This is a genomic window from Microbaculum mangrovi, assembly GCF_051390635.1.
Taxonomy (GTDB): Bacteria; Pseudomonadota; Alphaproteobacteria; order Rhizobiales; family Tepidamorphaceae; genus Microbaculum.
Genome location: NZ_JBPODT010000003.1, coordinates 82,948 through 100,723 on the forward strand (window position 1 = coordinate 82,948; position 17,776 = coordinate 100,723).

A 17,776-nucleotide genomic window follows, 5' to 3' on the forward strand; every position below is an offset into this window, starting at 1 on the left:
TATCGTGCATCCGCTGAAGATCGAGAGTGGCGTTCGGAGGTGCCAGGAGGTTCCCCTCCCCCCTGGCGGGGGAGGGATGGGGAGAGGGGTCGCGCAGGGCGGGAACCGCTCTGCGCGGGAAAAGACCGCGACCTTAACGCCTCGGAGGTCTTTGCTCGCCAATCTCCGGGACGTGCGCGCTGTGCTCGTCACGGCGTGATCAGCGTGCCGGCGCCGTGTTCGGTGAACAGCTCCAGCAGGACGGCGTGCGGCACCTTGCCGTTTAGGATGACGACGCCCTCGACGCCCTTGTCCACCGCGTCGATGCAGGTCTCGACCTTGGGGATCATGCCGCCGGAGATGGTGCCGTTGTCGATCAGCTTGCGCGCCTCGTCGACCGTCAGTTCCTTGATAAGCTTCTTGTCCGCGTCGAGCACGCCGTCGACGTCGGTGAGGAACAGCAGGCGCTTGGCGTGCAGCGCGCCGGCGACGGACCCGGCGAAGGAATCGGCGTTGACGTTGTAGGTCTCGCCGTCGGGGCCCGGCGAGACCGGCGCGACGACGGGGATCAGGTCTTCCTTGGAGACCATCTGCAACACCGCCGGATTGACCTTGTCGGGCTCGCCGACGAAGCCGAGATCGACGACCTTCTCGATATTGGAATCGGGATCGACCACGGTGCGCGTCACCTTGCGCACGGTCATGAGGTTGCCGTCCTTGCCGCACAGGCCGATGGCCTTGCCGCCCTCGCGGTTGATCGACTGGACGATTTCCTTGTTGATGCGCCCGGCCAGGACCATCTCGACGACCTCGACCATCGCCCGGTCGGTGATGCGCAGTCCGGCGCGGAATTCCGATTGGATGCCGAGCTTGTCGAGCATCGCGCCGATCTGCGGGCCACCGCCATGCACGACGATCGGGTGGATGCCCGAGGTCTTCAGCAGCGTGATGTCCTTGGCGAAGGCGCGGGCGAGTTCCGGATCGCCCATGGCATGGCCGCCGTATTTCACCACGACCGTCTGTTCGTCGTAGCGTAGCATGTAGGGCAGGGCTTCGGCCAGAATGCGGGCCTGCCCCTGCGCGTCGGCCATTTTGTCGTCGGTCATCGGGTCTTGAGCATCCGTTGGCATCGAAAGGTCGAAATCGTCATATCCGACGATCGTCGCGGGCTCAATCCGGGTGGCTAGTCGGCCATCTCCGCGATCGCCGCCCGCAGCTCCGCGATCCCCGCGCCTTTTTCGCTGGAGGTGGCCAGGATCAACGGGAAGGCGGCCGGGCGCTTGGCAAGCGTCGCAGCGACCTTGGCCGTGACCTCGTCCAGCGCCGCGGCGCCGATCTTGTCGGCCTTGGTCAGCACCACCTGGTAGGAGACGGCGGCGCCGTCGAGCAGGTCCATGATGCGCCCGTCGACGGCCTTGACACCGTGTCGCGCGTCGATCAGCAGGAACACCCGCCGCAGGTTCGGCCGTCCCTTCAGGTACTGCTTGATCAGCCGGGTCCAGGCGTCGACCTTGCCCTTCGGCGCCTGCGCGTAGCCGTAGCCGGGCATGTCGATCAGGCGCACGCTGGCGTCCTCGCTCTCGAAGACGTTGATTTCCTGGGTGCGGCCGGGCGTGTTGGAGGTTCGCGCCAGGCCTTTCTGGCCCGTCAGGGCGTTCAGTAGGCTCGACTTGCCGACGTTGGAGCGGCCGGCGAAGGCCACTTCGATGCGGTCGGCCGGCGGCAGCTGGTCCAGCTTGACGACGCCGAGGCGGAACACCCAGGGCCGGGCGAACATGAGCCGGCCCGCCTCGATGGCGGCGGCCCGTTCGGCGTCTTCTTCGTCAGTCCCCGTCATTGGCGGAACCCGGGTTTCGGGCCGGCGTTACTCGCCGGCCTCGGAGCCCGCCGGCTTGTCGGACTGGGCCTTGCTCTTCTTCTTGCGCGCGGGCTTCGCCTTCGGTTCCCCGGCATCCGCGTCGGCCTTGGCCTCGGCCTTGCGCTTCTCGGCGTCGGCCTTCAGCTTGGCCGCTTCCTTCTCCGCCAGCTCCGCGCGCTTCTTGGAGCTGAAGCTGGCCAAGACGTTGCCGAAGATGTCCGGCTTCGCGCCCTGGCGGCGCATGATCGTGTACTGCTGCAGCACCGACAGCGTGTTGTTCCACGACCAGTAGATGACGAGGCCGGCCGGGAACGACGCCAGCATGAAGGTGAAGACCACCGGCATCCAGTTGAAGATCATCGCCTGGGTCGGATCGGGCGGCGGCGGGTTGAGCCGCATCTGGACCCACATCGTGATGCCCATGATCAGCGGCCAGGCGCCGAGCATCAGGAACTGCGGCGGATCCCACGGAATGGCGCCGAACAGGTTGAAGATCGTCGTCGGGTCGGGCGCCGACAGGTCCTGGATCCAGCCGAAGAACGGCGCGTGCCGCATCTCGATGGTGACGAACAGCACCTTGTAGAGCGCAAAGAACACCGGGATCTGCAGGACGATCGGCAGGCAGCCGGACAAAGGATTGATCTTCTCCGTCCGGTACAGCTCCATCATCGCCTGCTGCTGCTTAAGCTTGTCGTCCTTGTAGCGCTCGCGCAGTTCCATCATCTGCGGCTGGACGATCTTCATCCGGCTCATCGAGACGTAGGATTTGTTGGCGAGCGGGAAGAACACCAGCTTCACCAGCACGGTGACGATCAGGATGGCGACGCCGAAATTGCCGACCAGCTTGAAGAAGTAGTCGATGGCGTAGAACAGCGGCTTGGTCAGGAAGTAGAACCAGCCCCAGTCGATCAGCAGGTCGAACTTCTCGATGCCGTACCGCTCCTGGTAGCCGTTGAGCAGGCTGACCTGCTTGGCGCCGGCGAACACCCGTTCGGTCACGGTCGTCGACGCGCCGGGCGCGATCTCGACCGGGTCGCGCAGCAGATCGGCCTGATAGGTCGGCTTGCCGTTCGCCGTGCCGGAGATGAAGCGGCCCTCGAACGGCTTATCCTGGTTCGGCACTAGCACCGCGGCCCAGTACTTGTCGGTGATGCCGAGCCAGCCGCCCGTCACCTGGAACTTCTGCGGGCCGTCATCGTCGAGATCGTCGTAGTCGATCTCGGTCAGACCGTACTCGCCGAGCACGCCGATCAGGCCTTCGTGCAGGATGAAGAAACCGGAGGTCTGCGGCCGGCCGTGGCGCGAAACGAGACCGTAGGGCAGCAGCCTGACCGCGCCCTGTCCCCCGTTCTCGACCGAATCGGTGACCGTGAACATGTAGTTCTCGTCGACCGCGATCTCGCGCGTGAAGGTCAGTCCCTCGCCGTTGTCCCAGGTCAGCGTGACCGGGTTGTCCACGCCGAGCGTGGCGCCGCTCGGCGCCGACCAGACGGTCTGCGACGTGGGCACCGCAACGGAATTGTCCTCGGCGACCCAGCCGAACTCGACGTAGTAGGGGTTGGCGCTGCCCGACGGCGACAGGAGCACGATGTTGGGGCTCGTCGGCTCGACCGTCTCCCGATAGCCCTTGAGCACGACGTCGTCGATGCGCCCGCCCTTGAGCGCGATCGAGCCGCGGACCGACGGCGTATCGAGGGGAATGCGCGGGCTCTGCGACAGGGCGGCGTCGCGGGTCGCGGCCGGAGCCGTTTCCGCGCCGGGGAGGGCGGCGCCGGGAACCTGCGCGGCGCCGGGCCGGGTGCCGGACGCTTCGCCACCGGCCTGGGGCGTCTGGACCTGCTGGCTCTGCGCCTGCTGCAGGCGCAGTTCCTCCTGCGCCTGCTGCTTCTCCATCTGCGGGATGGCATAGAAGTACTGCCAAGCGATCAGGATGATCAGCGAGAGCGCGATCGCCAGGATATAGTTCCGGTTCTCACCCATCATTGGTCCGAAGCCTTTTCGGGCGGCGCTCCGTGGATTTTCCGGAAAGCCGTTTCGAGATCGGTGACGATACGCGCGAACGGTGTCGTCAACGCGGCGCGGCGACCAATGACAACATAGTCATAGCCCGCGCGCATGAAAGAGCCGGCACGAAGTCGCACGGCTTCGCGCAGGCGCCGGCGTACCCGGTTGCGCTCCACGGCGTTGCCGACCTTGCGGCTGACGGTGAAGCCGATACGGACGCCAGCCTGATCTTCGCCCCGGTGCCGCGCCTGCAGGACAAGCGAGCGCATCGCCACTTTCCGGCCGCTGCGGGCGGCCTTGAGGAAATCGGCACGCCGACGCAACCGCTCCGACGACGCGTCCGGCGCCACCGATTCGGCAAGCGCGCTGGCGCTGCCAGGCATGGGCGAGGTCGCGCCGCTGCCGGTCAGGCCGACAGGCGCGCGCGGCCGCGCGCGCGCCGACGGGTAATGACCCGGCGGCCCGCCTTTGTCGCCATCCGCGCGCGGAAACCGTGGCGCCGTTTGCGCACCAGTTTGGAGGGTTGATAGGTCCGTTTCACTGCCGCACTCCGACGTTTCGGCTGGATTGGGAAAGCGGCGCGCCTGTGAAGGTTTTCCTGCGGAAGGCGGTGAGGCATCGAAACAACCGATACCGCCCCGGCCCGCAAAGGCGACGCCAAGTTGAGCGGGCTTATACGGGACAGCGCCGGGCCAAGTCAACGCGCCCGCGGTGCTTCGTTGCCGGTTCCTTGTCGCCGCGTGTAACGTGGGGTCACGCGTGATCACGCTTGCTGCCGGCCCATCACTTCCGGGTGAAAAGGCAGGCAATCGCGGTTTTGTTTCGCTACCTTGCGGGTCGGATACAAGGCATTACAAGGCCGGCGCCGACGCGATGGCGTCAGGCGGCGGGCGAAAGACAGGCGATCATGACGACGTCAGAGCGCCCCGAGGGGCGTAGCGAAATCGCAGCCGTGCCACGCGAACCGGACGATACGCCGCGCGACGGCACCCGCGAGTCGGCCGCGACGCCCTGGCGCTGGCTGCCGCTCGCCCTGATCGTGGCGGCCATGGCCGTGGCGGTGTCGCAGGGCTGGTACCGGCACTTGACGCTTGAATCCCTGGTTACCCACGAGATGGCGCTACGCAGCTTCGTTTCCGGGAACCGCGCCGGCGCGCTGGCGATCTACGCGGCGATCTATATCGCGGTGGTGGCGCTGTCGTTGCCCGGCGGCCTGTTGCTGACCCTTGCCGGCGGCTTCCTGTTCGGCTGGCTCCTCGCCGGCACCGTCACCGTCATCGCCGCCACCATCGGCGCGGTGATCGTCTTCCTGATCGCCCGCTCGTCGCTCGGCTCGGCGCTCGCCGCGCGCGCCGGACCGCGGCTGGCCGCGCTTCAGCAGGGGTTCAACGACGATGCCATGCACTATCTGCTGTTCCTGCGGCTGGTTCCGATCTTTCCCTTCTGGCTCGTCAACATCGCCCCGGCGTTGCTGGGCGTGTCGCTGTCGACCTACGTGATCGGCACCGCCGTCGGCATCGTACCGGGCACCTTTGCCTTCGCCTTCGTCGGCGCCGGGCTTGAAAGCGTTCTGGCGGCGCAGCGTGAGAGCTTCGAGGCGTGCGTCGCTGCCGCAACGGCAAAAAATCTCGATCCGACCGGGGCCTGCGAACTCGGAATCGACCCGTCCGCGCTGGTTACGCCCGGCCTGCTCGCCGCCCTCGTCGCGCTCGGTGTCCTTGCGTTGGTGCCGATAGCGGCTAAGAAAGTGCTGAGGCGGCGATCGGCGGGCTGATTCAAGGCCGGGCCGGATCCGACGGCTTTGAAGCGGCGGGGCTGACAATCATGGCTGACGTACTCAAACCGGATATCTGCGTGATCGGCGCCGGTTCGGGCGGCCTGTCCGTGGCCGCGGCCGCGGCGGCCTTTGGGGTGCCGGTCGTGCTGATCGAAAAGGGCAGGATGGGCGGCGACTGCCTGAACACGGGCTGCGTCCCCTCGAAGGCCCTGATCGCCGCGGCCAGGCGCGCCCAGGCGATGCGCGACGCCGCGCCCTTCGGCGTCGCCGCCGTCGACCCGCAGGTGAATTTCCGCAAGGTCCACGACCACGTGCACGACGTGATCGACGCCATCGCCCCCACCGATTCCGTCGAGCGGTTCCGGGCGATGGGCGTCACGGTGCTCGAGGCGGCCGCCCGTTTCGAGGACCCGCGCACGGTGATCGCGGGCGACACCCGCATCGCGGCGCGCCGCTTCGTCGTCGCCACCGGCTCGAAACCGGCCGTCCCGCCGATTCCCGGCCTCGACGCGGTGGACTACCACACCAACGAGACCATCTTCGACGTTACCCGCAAGCCGGCCCACCTGATCGTCATCGGCGGCGGGCCGATCGGCCTGGAGCTCGCCCAGTCGTTCCGCCGGCTCGGCAGCGAGGTCACCGTGCTGGAAGCCGACCGGGCGCTCGGCCGGGAGGACCCGGAGCTTGCCGAGGTGGTGCTGACCCGGCTGGCGCTGGATGGCGTCAGGATCCGCGACAAGGCCACCGTCGCCCGCGTCGGGAAGCGCGGCGCCAACGGCGTGCGCGTTGTCGTCGAAACGGAGGCCGGCAAGGAGGCGATCGACGGGTCCGATCTCCTGGTCGCGACCGGGCGCGCCGCGGTCACAGCGGGGCTCGATCTGGAGAAGGCGCGCGTCTTTGCCGACGAGAAGGGCATCCGCGTCGACCGCAAGCTGCGCTCCTCGAACCGGAAGGTCTACGCCGTCGGCGACGTGGCCCGGGGGCCCCAGTTCACCCATGTCGCCAACTATCACGCCGGCATCGCCGTGCGGAACATCCTGTTCCGGCTCGGCGCCAAGGTCTCCTACGGCCACGTCCCGCGGGTGACCTACACGGATCCCGAGCTTGCCCAGGTCGGCATGACCGAGGCGGAAGCCGCCGAGCGCTACGGTCGCATCCGGGTGCTGCGCTGGCCCTTTGGCGAGAACGACCGTGCCCGCGCCGAGCGGGAGACCGACGGCTTCGTCAAGGTGGTGACCACGAAGGGCGGCAGGATCCTCGGTGTCGGCATCGCCGGCGCGCAGGCCGGCGAGATCATCCAGATGTGGGGCCTCGCCATCCTCAAGGGGCTCGACATCAAGGCGATGACCGCCTTCGTCTCGCCCTATCCGACCCTTTCCGAGATCGGCAAGCGGGCCGCAATCGAATTCTACAGGCCCAGCTTGTCCAGCCCGATGGTGAGGCGCAGCATCGCGTTCCTGCGCAAGTTCGGATAGTTTAGGTGCTTAAACGTGCCGGCGCAGAGGCTGCCGTGAGCATTCGCAACCAATCCGACGAGGCAAGGGAACCGCGGACCTCGCGTCCGCGCGGGCTGGGCTTGTCCGGCAAGCTGCTGGTGCTGACGATCCTGTTCGTGATGATTGCCGAAGTGCTGATCTACGTGCCCTCGATCGCCAATTTCCGGCGCACCTGGCTCGACGACCAGCTGAATGCGGCCCAGACGGCGGCGCTGGTGCTGGAAGCCGCCCCCGACAACATGGTGCCCAAGGCGCTGGAGCTCGAGCTGCTCGAGCACGTCGGAGCCTATACCGTCGCCCACAAGCGCGGCACCACGCGCCGGCTGCTCGCCATCTCCGACATGCCGCCGGACGTGCAGGAGACGATCGACCTGCGCCAGATGAGCGTTTCCAACGAGATCTACGAGTCCTTCATGACGCTCGTCTCGGCGCACGGCCGCACCATCCGCGTCGTCGGCGACGCGCCCACCGGCGGTGAGTTCATCGAGATCGTCATGGACGAGATGCCGCTGCGCGACGCCATGATCGCCTATTCGGTGAACATCCTGACCCTGTCGATCATCATCTCGGTGTTCACCGCCGCGCTGGTCTATCTCGCCATCAACTGGTTGCTGGTGCGGCCGATGCGCAGGCTGACCGCGAACATGGTCGCCTTCGCCGAGTATCCGGAAGATACCGCGCGGATCATCCAGCCGTCGGGCCGCGCCGACGAGATCGGCGTCGCCGAGGGCGAGCTCGCCCATCTGCAGCAGGAACTGATCGGCACGCTGAACCAGAAGAACCGGCTCGCCGCGATGGGCCTGGCCGTGTCCAAGATCAACCACGACCTGCGCAACATGCTGGCGTCGGCCCAGCTTATCGTCGACCGCGTCGGCGCCGTCGACGATCCGCTGGTGAAACGGCTGGCGCCCAAGCTGATCCGCACCCTCGACCGCGCCGCCGAATTCTGCACCAACACGTTGAAATACGGCTCCGCGCACGAATCCCCGCCCGAGCGGCGCCGGATCGCGCTGTCCGCCCTGGTCGACGAGGTCGGCGACACCTTAGGCCTCGATACCAACGCGGAACTGCGTTTCGTCAATGCGGTGCCGTCCGGCCTCGAAGTCGACGCCGACACCGATCAGCTGTTCCGCGTGCTGGTCAATCTGGTCCGCAATGCGTTGCAGGCGATCGAGGGACGCGGCGAGACCGATCCCGCCCGCGACATGATTCGCGTCTCCGCCCGCCGCGACGGGGCGGTGGTGACCATCGAGGTTGCCGATACCGGGCCGGGCGTGTCGGACATGGCGCGCAAGCGTCTGTTCGAGGCCTTCCAGGGCTCGACCCGGCCCGGCGGCACCGGATTGGGGCTGGCCATCGCCGCCGAACTGGTGCGCGCCCACGGCGGCACGATCCGGCTCGCGGACGGCACACTGGGGGCGACGTTCTCGCTGGAGATCCCGGACCGCGTCGTTCAGCTGCGTCCGCGCGAGGGCGACAAGCGCAGCGCGGGATGAGGCGCGCCTGTCGCGTTACCTCTCCCGTTGCCCCTGTTGTCATGCCCGGAACAAGTCCGGCGATGACCGTCTTGGCGCGAGGGTGACAGGCGTAGCGGCGCCTAGGACTCCACCACCAGCCCGCGTTTCTTCAGTAGTGCCTCCGGCGTCGCCGCGCGGCCGCGGAACGCCTGATAGGCCTCGTTCGGATCGGCGCGGTTTCCGGCCGAATAGACATGCTCGTGCAGGCGTTGGGCGGTTTCCGGATGGAACGGATCGCCGGCCTCCAGGAACGCGTCGAAACCGTCGGCGTCCAGCACCTCCGACCACAGATAGCTGTAGTAGGCCGCCGAATAGCCGTCGCCGGAGAAGATATGGGCGAAATGCGTCGGGCGGTGACGCATGACGATCGCCTCGGGCATGCCGATCTCCGCGAGCGCGGCTTCCTCGAACCGGGTCGCGTCGAGGTCCTCGGCCGTATCCAGCATGTGCAGCTTCATGTCGACCAGCGCCGAGGAAACGTATTCCACGGTGGCGAAGCCCTGGTTGAAGTTGCGCGCCGCCATCATCCGCTGCAGCAGATCCTCCGGCATCGGCTCGCCGGTCTCGTGATGGACGGCGAAGCGCTGCAGGATTTCGGGCCGCTCCAGCCAGTGCTCGAACAGCTGCGAGGGGAATTCGACGAAGTCCCGTGTCACCGCGGTGCCGGAGATCATCGGATAGGTGACGTCCGACAGGAGCCCGTGCAGGGCGTGGCCGAACTCGTGGAACACGGTGCGGGCGTCGTCGAAGGACAGGAGCGTCGGCGCGTCGCCCGACGCGCGCGAGAAGTTCATCACGTTGACGATGATCGGACGGATGTCGCCTTCGAGCTTCTGCTGCACCCGGAACGAGCTCATCCAGGCGCCGGAGCGCTTCGAGGACCTGGCGAAGTAGTCGCCGAGGAACAGACCGACATGGCCGCCGTCCCTGCCGGTCACCTCCCAGACGCGCACGTCCGGATGGTAGACCGGCACGCCGGTCCTCCCGGTGCCGGTCTTTTCGGTAAAGGTGAGACCGAACAGCCGCCCGGCGGTGTGGAAGGCGGCCTCGATCACCTTGTCGAGCTGCAGGTATGGCTTCAGCCGGCCTTCGTCGATGTCGTAGTCGGCGGCCCGGAGCTTCTCGGCGTAGTAGCGCCAGTCCCAGGCGGCGATCTCGTGGTTGCCGCCCTCCGCGCTCGCCAGCGCCTGCAGCGCCGCGCGCTCGCGCTGCGCCCGGTCGCGGGCCGGCTTCCACACCGAGGTCAGGAGTTCGAGCGCCGCTTCCGGGCTGCCGGCCATCGAATCGTCCAGCCGGAAATGGGCGAAGGAGTCGTGGCCCTGCAGCCGTGCCCGCTCGGCCCGCAGCCTGACCATCTCGGCGATGATCGCGCGGTTGTCGGTGTCTCCGCCGGTCTCGCCGCGCGCGATCCAGGCCTTGAACGCGGTTTCGCGCAGGTCGCGGCGGGCGGAGAACTGCAGGAACGGCTCGATCGAGGAGCGCGACAGCGTGACGACGTGCTTTCCCTCGAGGCCCCGGTCGGCGGCGGCGCGGGCCGCCGCGTCGCGCACGAATCCGGGCAGGCCGGCAAGATCGCCTTCGCCGTCGAGCACCAGGGCATAGGATTTCTCGTCGGCCAGCACGTTCTGGCCGAACTGGATGCCGAGGCTCGACAGCCGTTCGGAAATCTCGGCGATGCGCGTCTTGGTGGTCTCGTCGAGCCCGGCGCCGCTCTTCACGAACGCCTTGTGATAGCGCTCCAACACGCGCGCCTGCTCGCGCGTCAGGCCGGCGCCGTCCTGAGTGTCGACGATCCGCCGCACCCGGGCGAACAGCGCCTCGTTCATGAAGATCGCGTTGTAGTGCCGGGTCAGCTTCGGCGCGATCTCGCGCTCGATGGCCTGCAATTCGTCGTTGGTGTGCGATCCCGTCAGGTTGAAGAACACCGAGGATATCCGCCTGAGCCGCCGCCCGCTCGTCTCCAGCGCCTCGATGGTGTTGCTGAACGTCGGTTCGGCCGGATCGGCGATGACGGCGGCGATTTCCGCGTCATGCTCCGCCAGCGCCGCTTCGAAGGCGGGCAGGTAGTCGGCTTCGACGATATCGCCGAACGGCGGCAGTCCGTAGGGCGTCGTCCAATCGGCGAGAAGCGGGTTCGGGCGCTCGGTCGTGGTCGTGGTCATCGGGTCTTTTCGCTGCGCGGAGGGATCGGAGGCTGATACCTCCGACATATAGGGGCTGCGAGGCAATCCTGCATCTTGCGTGGATGATCGACTTTGGCCGTCGCGATCGTCTTGCAATCGCGCCGCGTTGCGATTAGGTATGCCGCTCGCGCAGGCTGGTTACAGCCTCGCGCGATGGAGCATCGATCCCTCAAACGGATCGATATCCTCTCCTCAGGGCGCCGGTAGCTCAGCTGGATAGAGCACCAGACTACGAATCTGGGGGTCGGGAGTTCGAATCTTCCCCGGCGCGCCACTAATCCAAAGCATTTAGCGCGATCGCGAAGGCCGGAACCGTCTTAAAAAACGGTGATTAAAACGGTGCGTTCTGCTTCTTCTTCCGCTCCTGCGGGTCGGACAGGTACCGAAGGCTCGACAGGGCGTATAGGTCCAAGTCGGGGAGGTTGTCCGGCAGGTCGATCATCTGGCCGGTTTCGAGGTCCTTGATGCCATCCCTCGTGCAGGCGTAGCGCTTGCGGCCCAGGGCGCGGTTGGCCCATTCGACGACCCGCTTGCGGTTCTCAGCGCCGAAGAACTGCTGGATCGCCTGGTGAGAGGCTGCAATCTTCGTGAGGCGCTCAACGGCGTCGACAATACCGGCCTTTAGCTCTCTCAAGACCTTAGAGTAGTAGCGCTGCGTGTCCTCGCTCGCCACGACCACGTCGTTCAGAGCGGTGATCGCGCGACCGTAGAACGTCGCATGACTGTACTTTATAAAGGCCTCGGCGCCGGCCCAGGTGGCGAACGGCTTCTCCACCGATTGATAGATAGGACTGCGCGGCGGCTCGCCCCGGCGCTCCAAGTACCGCAGCTCGGCCGCCTGGTCCCTTACGCGCTCCTCCAACACGAGAGCCCGGTCGGGTCGACGCGCAGCCTTACAGAGCATCTCGTACAGGTCGGGGAGGTAACGGCGGAAATCCCAGAGCAGCGCTTCGAGAGCTTCGACGCCGTAGGACCAGGACGACAGCTGGCTGTAAGTCTGTCGGACACGAGGTCCTAGCCGGTCGAACTCCAAAACCAAGTGTTTTCTTTCGAGCTCACCGTGGAAACGCTGTGCGACGTTCTTCCACGATTCACCGTAAAGGTCGCTGCCGCACTTGCTGCCCAAGGGGACCAGGGCGCCGTTGTCGAGCTCCGCCGTGAAGCCGTCGCGGTGTCGGTAGGCCCTGCACTTCGCGCAGTACGCCTTTTCCTCGGGATAGAGGGGATATCTGTATATGTTTACGATCCTGACGACGTCGGCGCCCTCCGGGATATCCATAAAGAGGCCCTGCTGATGATGAGGGTCGCCGATCTCCAGTTCGAGCTCTCGCAGCTCGTCGTCCGTCGGTCGCTGGTATAAGTTCGCCGCTTTCTGCATCATGTTCTCCATATGTCCTCCCTTGGCCTCAGGGAGGGTGCGAGTCATCCTCGCGGGATTCCGCTGCGGCAGATTATACATCTTGTGGGGGAGGCGAGTCTAGAAGCCAACATCTGGTAGAAACCCGCCGGGCGCCGGGCCAACGATGCCCGACGGGTCCCCTTGCCGGCCGGGAGGAGAACAGACGTTCCGGCCGGCGCAGCGCAGCGTCCTGTGCGCTATCTCGAATGCTCGTACTCGGTGAACTGCGAAGGCTCCTCGGCCAGCGGCTGGGTGCAGCTCGCGGCAGCCGTCCCGCCCGGCCGGCGGCGCGCCTCGGCGAGCGCATCCAGCGCCTCGGCGACGCCGGGCGGCGGACCGCAACGCGGGACGATCGGCGCCGCTCCGGCGATGGGCGACGATATGCCCGAGAGAACGGGCAACAGCGCCCGTTCGATCCAGGAGGGAAAACTGGTGGCGATGATGGTCGTTGCCCGGCGTCCGGCCTGACGCGAACGATCAGTCGCCTTGCCCGCGCCATTGTTCGTGGGAATTCCTTTACCCTTGATTCACTAATCTGCCGCCCAACATTCGCCCAGCATACGATCGAAGGGACGGAGCGGACATCATGCGAACGCGCATCGGGACGATCGCGCTTTTTTCGAGCCTGTCAGTGTTTCTTGCCGGGCCGGCCGCGGCTCAGAGCTTTTCCTCCTGCGTCGCCAAACTGAAGGCGGCGGTCATCCAGAACGGCGTCAGTCAGGCGACCGCCTCGCGCGCGCTCGACGGGCTGCAGCCCGACGAGAAGGTGCTGCGGCTGTCCAAGGTGCAGCCGGAATACAAGACGCCGATCTGGGACTATCTCGGCTTCCTGGTCGATGACCGGCGCATCGCCGAGGGCCAGGCGATGATGCGCAAGTACGATTCCATCCTGCGCTCGGCCGAGCGCAATTTCGGCGTCAGCCGCTATGTCATCGCCGCCGTCTGGGGGGTGGAGACCGACTATGGTCGCGAGGTCGGCACCAGCTACCTGCCGCAGGCGCTGTCGACGCTGTATTGCCAGAGCGGCAAGCGGGCCGATTTCTGGCGCGGCGAGCTGACCGCGGCGCTGAAGCTGGTCGACCGTGGCGACCTGCAGCTCGACGAGCTCTACGGCTCCTGGGCCGGCGCCTTCGGCCAGACCCAGTTCATTCCCACCACCTACCAGCGCCTCGCCGTGGATTTCGACGGCGACGGCCGGCGCGACCTCGTCCGCTCGACCGCCGATGCGCTCGGCTCGACGGCGAACTACCTGAAGCGGGCCGGCTGGCGGTCCGGCGAATCCTGGCTGATCGAGGTCAGGGTGCCGGCCAACTACAGCGGCCCGACCGGGCGCAAGGGCAAGGCGCCGCTGTCGACCTGGGCCAAGCGCGGGATCGTGCGCGCCGACGGCTCGCAGCTGTCGGGTGGGGCGCAGGCCGGGCTGCTGCTGCCGGCCGGTCCGCGCGGGCCCGGCTTCCTGGTGTTCCGCAATTTCGATGCGATCTACGCCTACAACCACGCCGAATCCTACGCGCTGGCGATCTCGCATCTGGCCGACCGTCTGGCAGGCTATCCGGCCTTCCGCACGGCGTGGCCGACCGACGATCCGGGCCTCGACCGTGACCAGCGCCTGCATCTGCAGAAGCTCCTGATCGCCAAGGGCTACGACATCGGCGAGGCGGACGGGAAGATCGGTCCCCTGACCCGCACCGCGATCGAGGACGCCGAGAAGCGCCATGGCCTGCCGCCGACCGGTCGTGCGGGCCTGAAGATCTACCGGGCACTGGGTGGCGGCTGACCCGGGGCGCGCCCCGGTTGCCGGCGTAGCGGGTGCCCGTAGTGGGCGCCCGTAGTGGGCGATTGCCGGTTTGGGTGACTGCCGGCCCTTTGTCCTGACCTCCTCAAAGGCCGGTTCGCGGGGTTTTGCCCCGCGGACGCCGCTTGAGCTGTACCCGGGAGACGGCGAAAGATGTCCGCCGGGGAACTTGCGTGTTGCCCGGAACTGTCCGAACATTCCGGTTGGGCGGGGAAGGCAAAGGGCAGGCGCGCTTGGAAGCCCGCCCTGACGAGGAGGATACGATGAGGATCGCCGTCGCCCTTGGATTCGCGTTGCTCGCGGGCGCCGCGCCTGCGCTGGCCGCGCCGGCGGTCACCACCGCCAACGTCAATTTCCGCTCCGGCCCGGGTACCGGCTACGCCAGCATGGGAACCTTGCCGCAAGGCAGCCAGGTCGACATGGGCGAATGCAGCGACTCGGGCTCGTGGTGCGCGGTCACGGTCGACGGTCGGTCCGGCTTCGTAAGCGGCCAGTACCTGGAGGAAACCGAGGATCCGCAGGCCTGGCCGCGGGCCTACACCACCGACAGCGGCGCAACCGTCGTTCTGCACCAGCCGCAGGTCACCGAGTGGGACAATTTCACCGACGTCAGCGGGTTGATCGCCGCCGAATACAAGCCGACACAGGACGCGAGCCCGGTGTTCGGCGTCATCGGCATCACCGGCAAGACGCAGGCCGACCACGAGGCCGGCGAGGTGGTGATCGACGATATCAAGATCACCGAGCTCAATTTCTCGGTGCTCAGCCGCGAGCAGCTTTCGGACATGGCGCTCGAGGTCGGCAAGCTGATGCCCACCGAACCGATCACCATGTCGCTGCAGCGGCTGACCGCCAGCCTGGCGGCGTACGAGCAGCTTGGCGACGTCGAGGGGCTCAAGTCGGATCCGCCGCCGATCTACGTCTCCGAGACGCCGGCGATCCTGGTCCAGACCGAGGGTGAAGCCGTCGCCGCGCCGATCGAGGCGGTCGAAGGGCTGTCCTTCGTGGTCAACACCAACTGGGACCTGTTCAAGGTCGACCCGGACGGCGCCTACTACGTGCGTGACGAAAAGTCCTGGCTGAGCGCCAAGACGCTGACCGACGACTGGCAGCCGGTGGCGAGCCTGCCGGAGGTCTTCACCAAGCTCCCCGACGACGACAACTGGAAGGACGCCCGCGAGGCGATGCCGCCGGCCGCCTACGAGGCCGGCAAGGCGCCCAGGGTCATCTATACCGACACGCCCGCCGAACTGATCGTGTTCGAGGGAGCGCCCGAGCTCGAGGCGGTGCCCGGCACGAGCCTCGAATGGGCCTCGAACACCGAGACCGACGCCTTCTTCCTGACGACGACGAAGACCTGGTACGTGCTGTTTTCGGGCCGCTGGTTCTCCTCGCAGTCGCTCCAAGGTCCGTGGGCCTTCGCCACGACCAGCCTGCCGGACGATTTCCGCAAGCTCCCCGACGATCAGCCCTACTACACGGTGCGGGCGTCGGTGCCGGGAACCTCGGAGAGCGACGAGGCGCGTCTCAAGGCGATGATCCCGCAGATGGCGCGCGTCGAGACCGACGGGTCGGTCACCGCCCAGGTGGAGTACACAGGCGACCCGGATTTCCAGCCGATCGAGGGGACCGAGCTCGCCTATGCCGCGAACACGCAGGATCAGGTGATCCGCGTCGGCGACAAGTACTATGTGCTGAAGGACGGCGTCTGGTTCGTCGGCGACAGCCCGACCGGCCCCTTCGCGGTCGCCACGGCGGTGCCCGATGCGATCTACGAGATCCCGCCGTCATCGCCGGTCTATAACGCCACCTACGTGCGCGTCTACGATACCTCGCCCGGCGCTGTCTGGTTCGGCTATACGATGGGGTATCTCGGCGCCTATCTGGCCTGGGACAACTTGGTCTACGGCACCGGCTGGTACTATCGGCCCTATTGGGGCTGGTACGGCCCGCGGCGCTATCCGATCTACTATCCCCGCCCGTTCACCTACGGCTGCGCCTGCTACTACAATCCGGTCAGGGGCATCTACGGCCGCTACGGCTACGCCTACGGTCCCTACCGCGGTCTGGGGCGGGTCGCCTACTACAATCCGAACACCAACCGGTACGTGCGGGCGGGCTGGTCTTCCGGTCCGGTCGGCAGCCGCGGTTTCGTCGCCGCCTACAATCCCGCCACGGGGCGTGGCGGCTTCGCCGCCGGCGGTCGCAATGTTTACCGCTCGTGGAATGCCGCCGGCGTCACCGGCGGAACGGCGTGGGTGCGGTCGCACGGCGGCGCGGCGGTAGCCGCCAACGCCAATCGGTGGCGCACGCCGATGGGAACGGCCGGCTTCAATGCCGGCCGGCGTCCGGGCGACAACGTCTTCGCCGGCCGTAACGGCCAGGTTTACCGACACCAGAACGGCCAGTGGCAGCAGCGCACCGGCAACAACTGGGGAGCCGTCAGGAATCCGCCGATGCAGGGCATGTCGAAATCCGCACCGCGCATGCCGAAGTCCCCGCCGGCGGGCATTCGCGCGCCGGCGAAGGCGAAGCCGGCCGCACGCCCGAACATGCCGCAGAAGCCGAGCTTCCAGCCGAAGGCCAAGGCGCCTTCGCATCCGGCCGTTCGCGTTCCGCAGAACCGCAATGTGCCCTCGCATCTGCGCTCCGACCAGTTCGGCCGGCAGTACGGCAACAAGGCGGTGCATCAGCAGCGCATGCAGGCGCGCCCGCCGGCCCAGTTCCGTGCTCCCTCCGCTCCTCGTGGCGGCGTCAGCAGGGGCGGCGGCGGCATGCCGCGTGGCCAATTCGGCGGCGGTGGTGGTCGCCGGCGATAGAAAACGCGAAACGGCCGCGCCGGGGCACGGCCGTTCCGTCTGTCTCTCGTTCCGCCGGCCCGGACCGCTTGCTTACAGGCGGGCCTGCTCACAGGCGGCGGGTCTTCGCGGTCTGAATCGTCAGGCGGCGGATTTCTGCTCGATGGTCCGGTGCGGATAGGGGATCGAGATGCCGGCCTTGTCGAAGGCCTCCTTGACGGCCTTGATCGTCGCGAATTTCGCTTCCCACAGATCGCTTGCTTTGCACCAGGCGCGAAGCTGCAGGTCGACCGAGGAGTCACCCAGATTGACGACGCGCACCCACGGCGCGGCGGGGTCGTCGACGAAGCGCTCGTCCGCCTTGACCACGCCGAGGATGACGTCGATCGCCTTGTCGATGTCGTCGGTATAGTCGATGCCGAAGGTGATGTCGCAGCGCCGCTTCGGGTTGACCGAATAGTTGGTGATCGGCTTGCCCCAGGCCTCGCCGTTGGGCACGAAGATCTTGACGCCGTCGACGGTGGTCAGCTCGGTCAGGAACAGGTTGAGGTCGGTGATCGTGCCGCTGTTGCCGCCGACCTCGACGAAATCGTCGATCTTGTAGGGCCGGAAGAACACAAGCATGACGCCGGCGGCCAGATGCGACAGCGTGCCCTGCATGGCGAGGCCGACGGCGAGCGTCGCCGCGCCGAGGACCGCGACGAGGCTCGTCACCTGGAAGCCGAAGGTCTGCAGCACCGCGATGCCGACGGCGGCCAGCAGCACGTATCGGACGATCGACGAAAAGAACACGCCGAGCGTGCGATCGACGCGTTTCGAGGCGGCGAGCCGGCGGCGCACGGCCCCCGATATCCATCCCGCCGCGATCCAGCCCACGATCAGGAAGACGATCGCCTTGGCGATGTTCAGCCCCATCATGACGACCGGTTCGAGGCTGGTTGGAATGTCTGGAAGGTCCATGTCCGTCTCC

14 protein-coding genes and 1 tRNA gene are annotated in these 17,776 nt (G+C 67.0%); 7 read left to right on the forward strand and 8 right to left on the reverse strand.

The features are described from left to right. Positions 1 to 188: 188 nt before the first annotated feature. The 5 genes from argB to rpmH form a co-directional block, all read right to left on the reverse strand. A complete protein-coding gene (argB, locus tag ACSF9G_RS13135) occupies positions 189 to 1,085 on the reverse strand; it encodes an acetylglutamate kinase (protein WP_436642313.1) in 897 nt (298 codons plus the stop codon). A gap of 77 nt (positions 1,086 to 1,162) precedes the next feature. Further along, positions 1,163 to 1,816 (reverse strand): ribosome biogenesis GTP-binding protein YihA/YsxC, encoded by a 654-nt coding sequence (gene yihA / locus ACSF9G_RS13140; protein WP_436642315.1) that lies wholly within the window; start codon positions 1,814 to 1,816, stop codon positions 1,163 to 1,165. A gap of 27 nt (positions 1,817 to 1,843) precedes the next feature. After that, a complete protein-coding gene (yidC, locus tag ACSF9G_RS13145) occupies positions 1,844 to 3,820 on the reverse strand; it encodes a membrane protein insertase YidC (RefSeq protein WP_436642317.1) in 1,977 nt (658 codons plus the stop codon). Continuing rightward, a complete protein-coding gene (rnpA, locus tag ACSF9G_RS13150; RefSeq protein ID WP_436642319.1) occupies positions 3,817 to 4,224 on the reverse strand; it encodes a ribonuclease P protein component in 408 nt (135 codons plus the stop codon). Before rnpA ends, yidC begins: the two co-directional genes overlap by 4 nt. Positions 4,225 to 4,247: 23 nt before the next feature. Next, entirely contained in the window at positions 4,248 to 4,382 is a 135-nt protein-coding gene (gene rpmH / locus ACSF9G_RS13155; RefSeq protein WP_436642321.1) for a 50S ribosomal protein L34, read from the reverse strand. A 366-nt stretch (positions 4,383 to 4,748) separates the two neighbouring features. On the opposite strand from rpmH, the gene ACSF9G_RS13160 reads away from it, so the two are divergent. The 3 genes from ACSF9G_RS13160 (at position 4,749) to ACSF9G_RS13170 (ending at position 8,610) form a co-directional block, all read left to right on the forward strand. Next, positions 4,749 to 5,615 carry a TVP38/TMEM64 family protein gene (locus ACSF9G_RS13160; protein ID WP_436642323.1) on the forward strand — a complete coding sequence of 289 codons (867 nt, stop codon included), beginning with the start codon at positions 4,749 to 4,751 and terminating at the stop codon, positions 5,613 to 5,615. A 50-nt stretch (positions 5,616 to 5,665) separates the two neighbouring features. Continuing rightward, positions 5,666 to 7,093, forward strand: a complete 1,428-nt coding sequence (locus ACSF9G_RS13165) for a dihydrolipoyl dehydrogenase family protein (RefSeq protein WP_436642325.1) — start codon at positions 5,666 to 5,668, stop codon at positions 7,091 to 7,093. A 140-nt stretch (positions 7,094 to 7,233) separates the two neighbouring features. Beyond that, positions 7,234 to 8,610 carry a sensor histidine kinase gene (locus tag ACSF9G_RS13170; protein WP_436643249.1) on the forward strand — a complete coding sequence of 459 codons (1,377 nt, stop codon included), beginning with the start codon at positions 7,234 to 7,236 and terminating at the stop codon, positions 8,608 to 8,610. Between the two features lie 101 nt (positions 8,611 to 8,711). Here ACSF9G_RS13170 and ACSF9G_RS13175 read toward each other — a convergent pair whose 3' ends face one another. Further along, the gene (locus ACSF9G_RS13175; RefSeq protein WP_436642327.1) at positions 8,712 to 10,793 is read right to left on the reverse strand and encodes a M3 family metallopeptidase; all 2,082 of its coding nucleotides are present in this window, start codon (positions 10,791 to 10,793) and stop codon (positions 8,712 to 8,714) included. 218 nt (positions 10,794 to 11,011) lie between these two features. On the opposite strand from ACSF9G_RS13175, the gene ACSF9G_RS13180 reads away from it, so the two are divergent. Beyond that, positions 11,012 to 11,088: transfer RNA gene (locus ACSF9G_RS13180), tRNA-Arg, on the forward strand. 57 nt (positions 11,089 to 11,145) lie between these two features. Here the strand turns inward: ACSF9G_RS13180 and ACSF9G_RS13185 are convergent. Then, on the reverse strand, positions 11,146 to 12,204 hold the full coding sequence (locus tag ACSF9G_RS13185) for a hypothetical protein (RefSeq protein ID WP_436642329.1): 1,059 nt from the start codon (positions 12,202 to 12,204) through the stop codon (positions 11,146 to 11,148). A gap of 201 nt (positions 12,205 to 12,405) precedes the next feature. Here ACSF9G_RS13185 and ACSF9G_RS13190 point away from each other — a divergent pair, with 201 nt between their 5' ends. The 3 genes from ACSF9G_RS13190 to ACSF9G_RS13200 all read left to right on the forward strand — a co-directional run bounded on the left by ACSF9G_RS13190 (position 12,406) and on the right by ACSF9G_RS13200 (position 16,827). After that, the gene (locus ACSF9G_RS13190; RefSeq protein ID WP_436642331.1) at positions 12,406 to 12,681 is read left to right on the forward strand and encodes a hypothetical protein; all 276 of its coding nucleotides are present in this window, start codon (positions 12,406 to 12,408) and stop codon (positions 12,679 to 12,681) included. 118 nt (positions 12,682 to 12,799) lie between these two features. Beyond that, positions 12,800 to 13,990, forward strand: coding sequence for a lytic murein transglycosylase (locus ACSF9G_RS13195; RefSeq protein WP_436642333.1), 1,191 nt, complete (start codon positions 12,800 to 12,802; stop codon positions 13,988 to 13,990). 281 nt (positions 13,991 to 14,271) lie between these two features. Further along, positions 14,272 to 16,827: an SH3 domain-containing protein gene (locus tag ACSF9G_RS13200; protein ID WP_436642335.1), complete on the forward strand. Its 2,556-nt coding sequence runs from the start codon at positions 14,272 to 14,274 to the stop codon at positions 16,825 to 16,827. 120 nt (positions 16,828 to 16,947) lie between these two features. Here the strand turns inward: ACSF9G_RS13200 and ACSF9G_RS13205 are convergent, their stop codons facing one another. Further along, a complete protein-coding gene (locus ACSF9G_RS13205) occupies positions 16,948 to 17,766 on the reverse strand; it encodes a mechanosensitive ion channel family protein (RefSeq protein WP_436642337.1) in 819 nt (272 codons plus the stop codon). Positions 17,767 to 17,776: the final 10 nt, after the last annotated feature.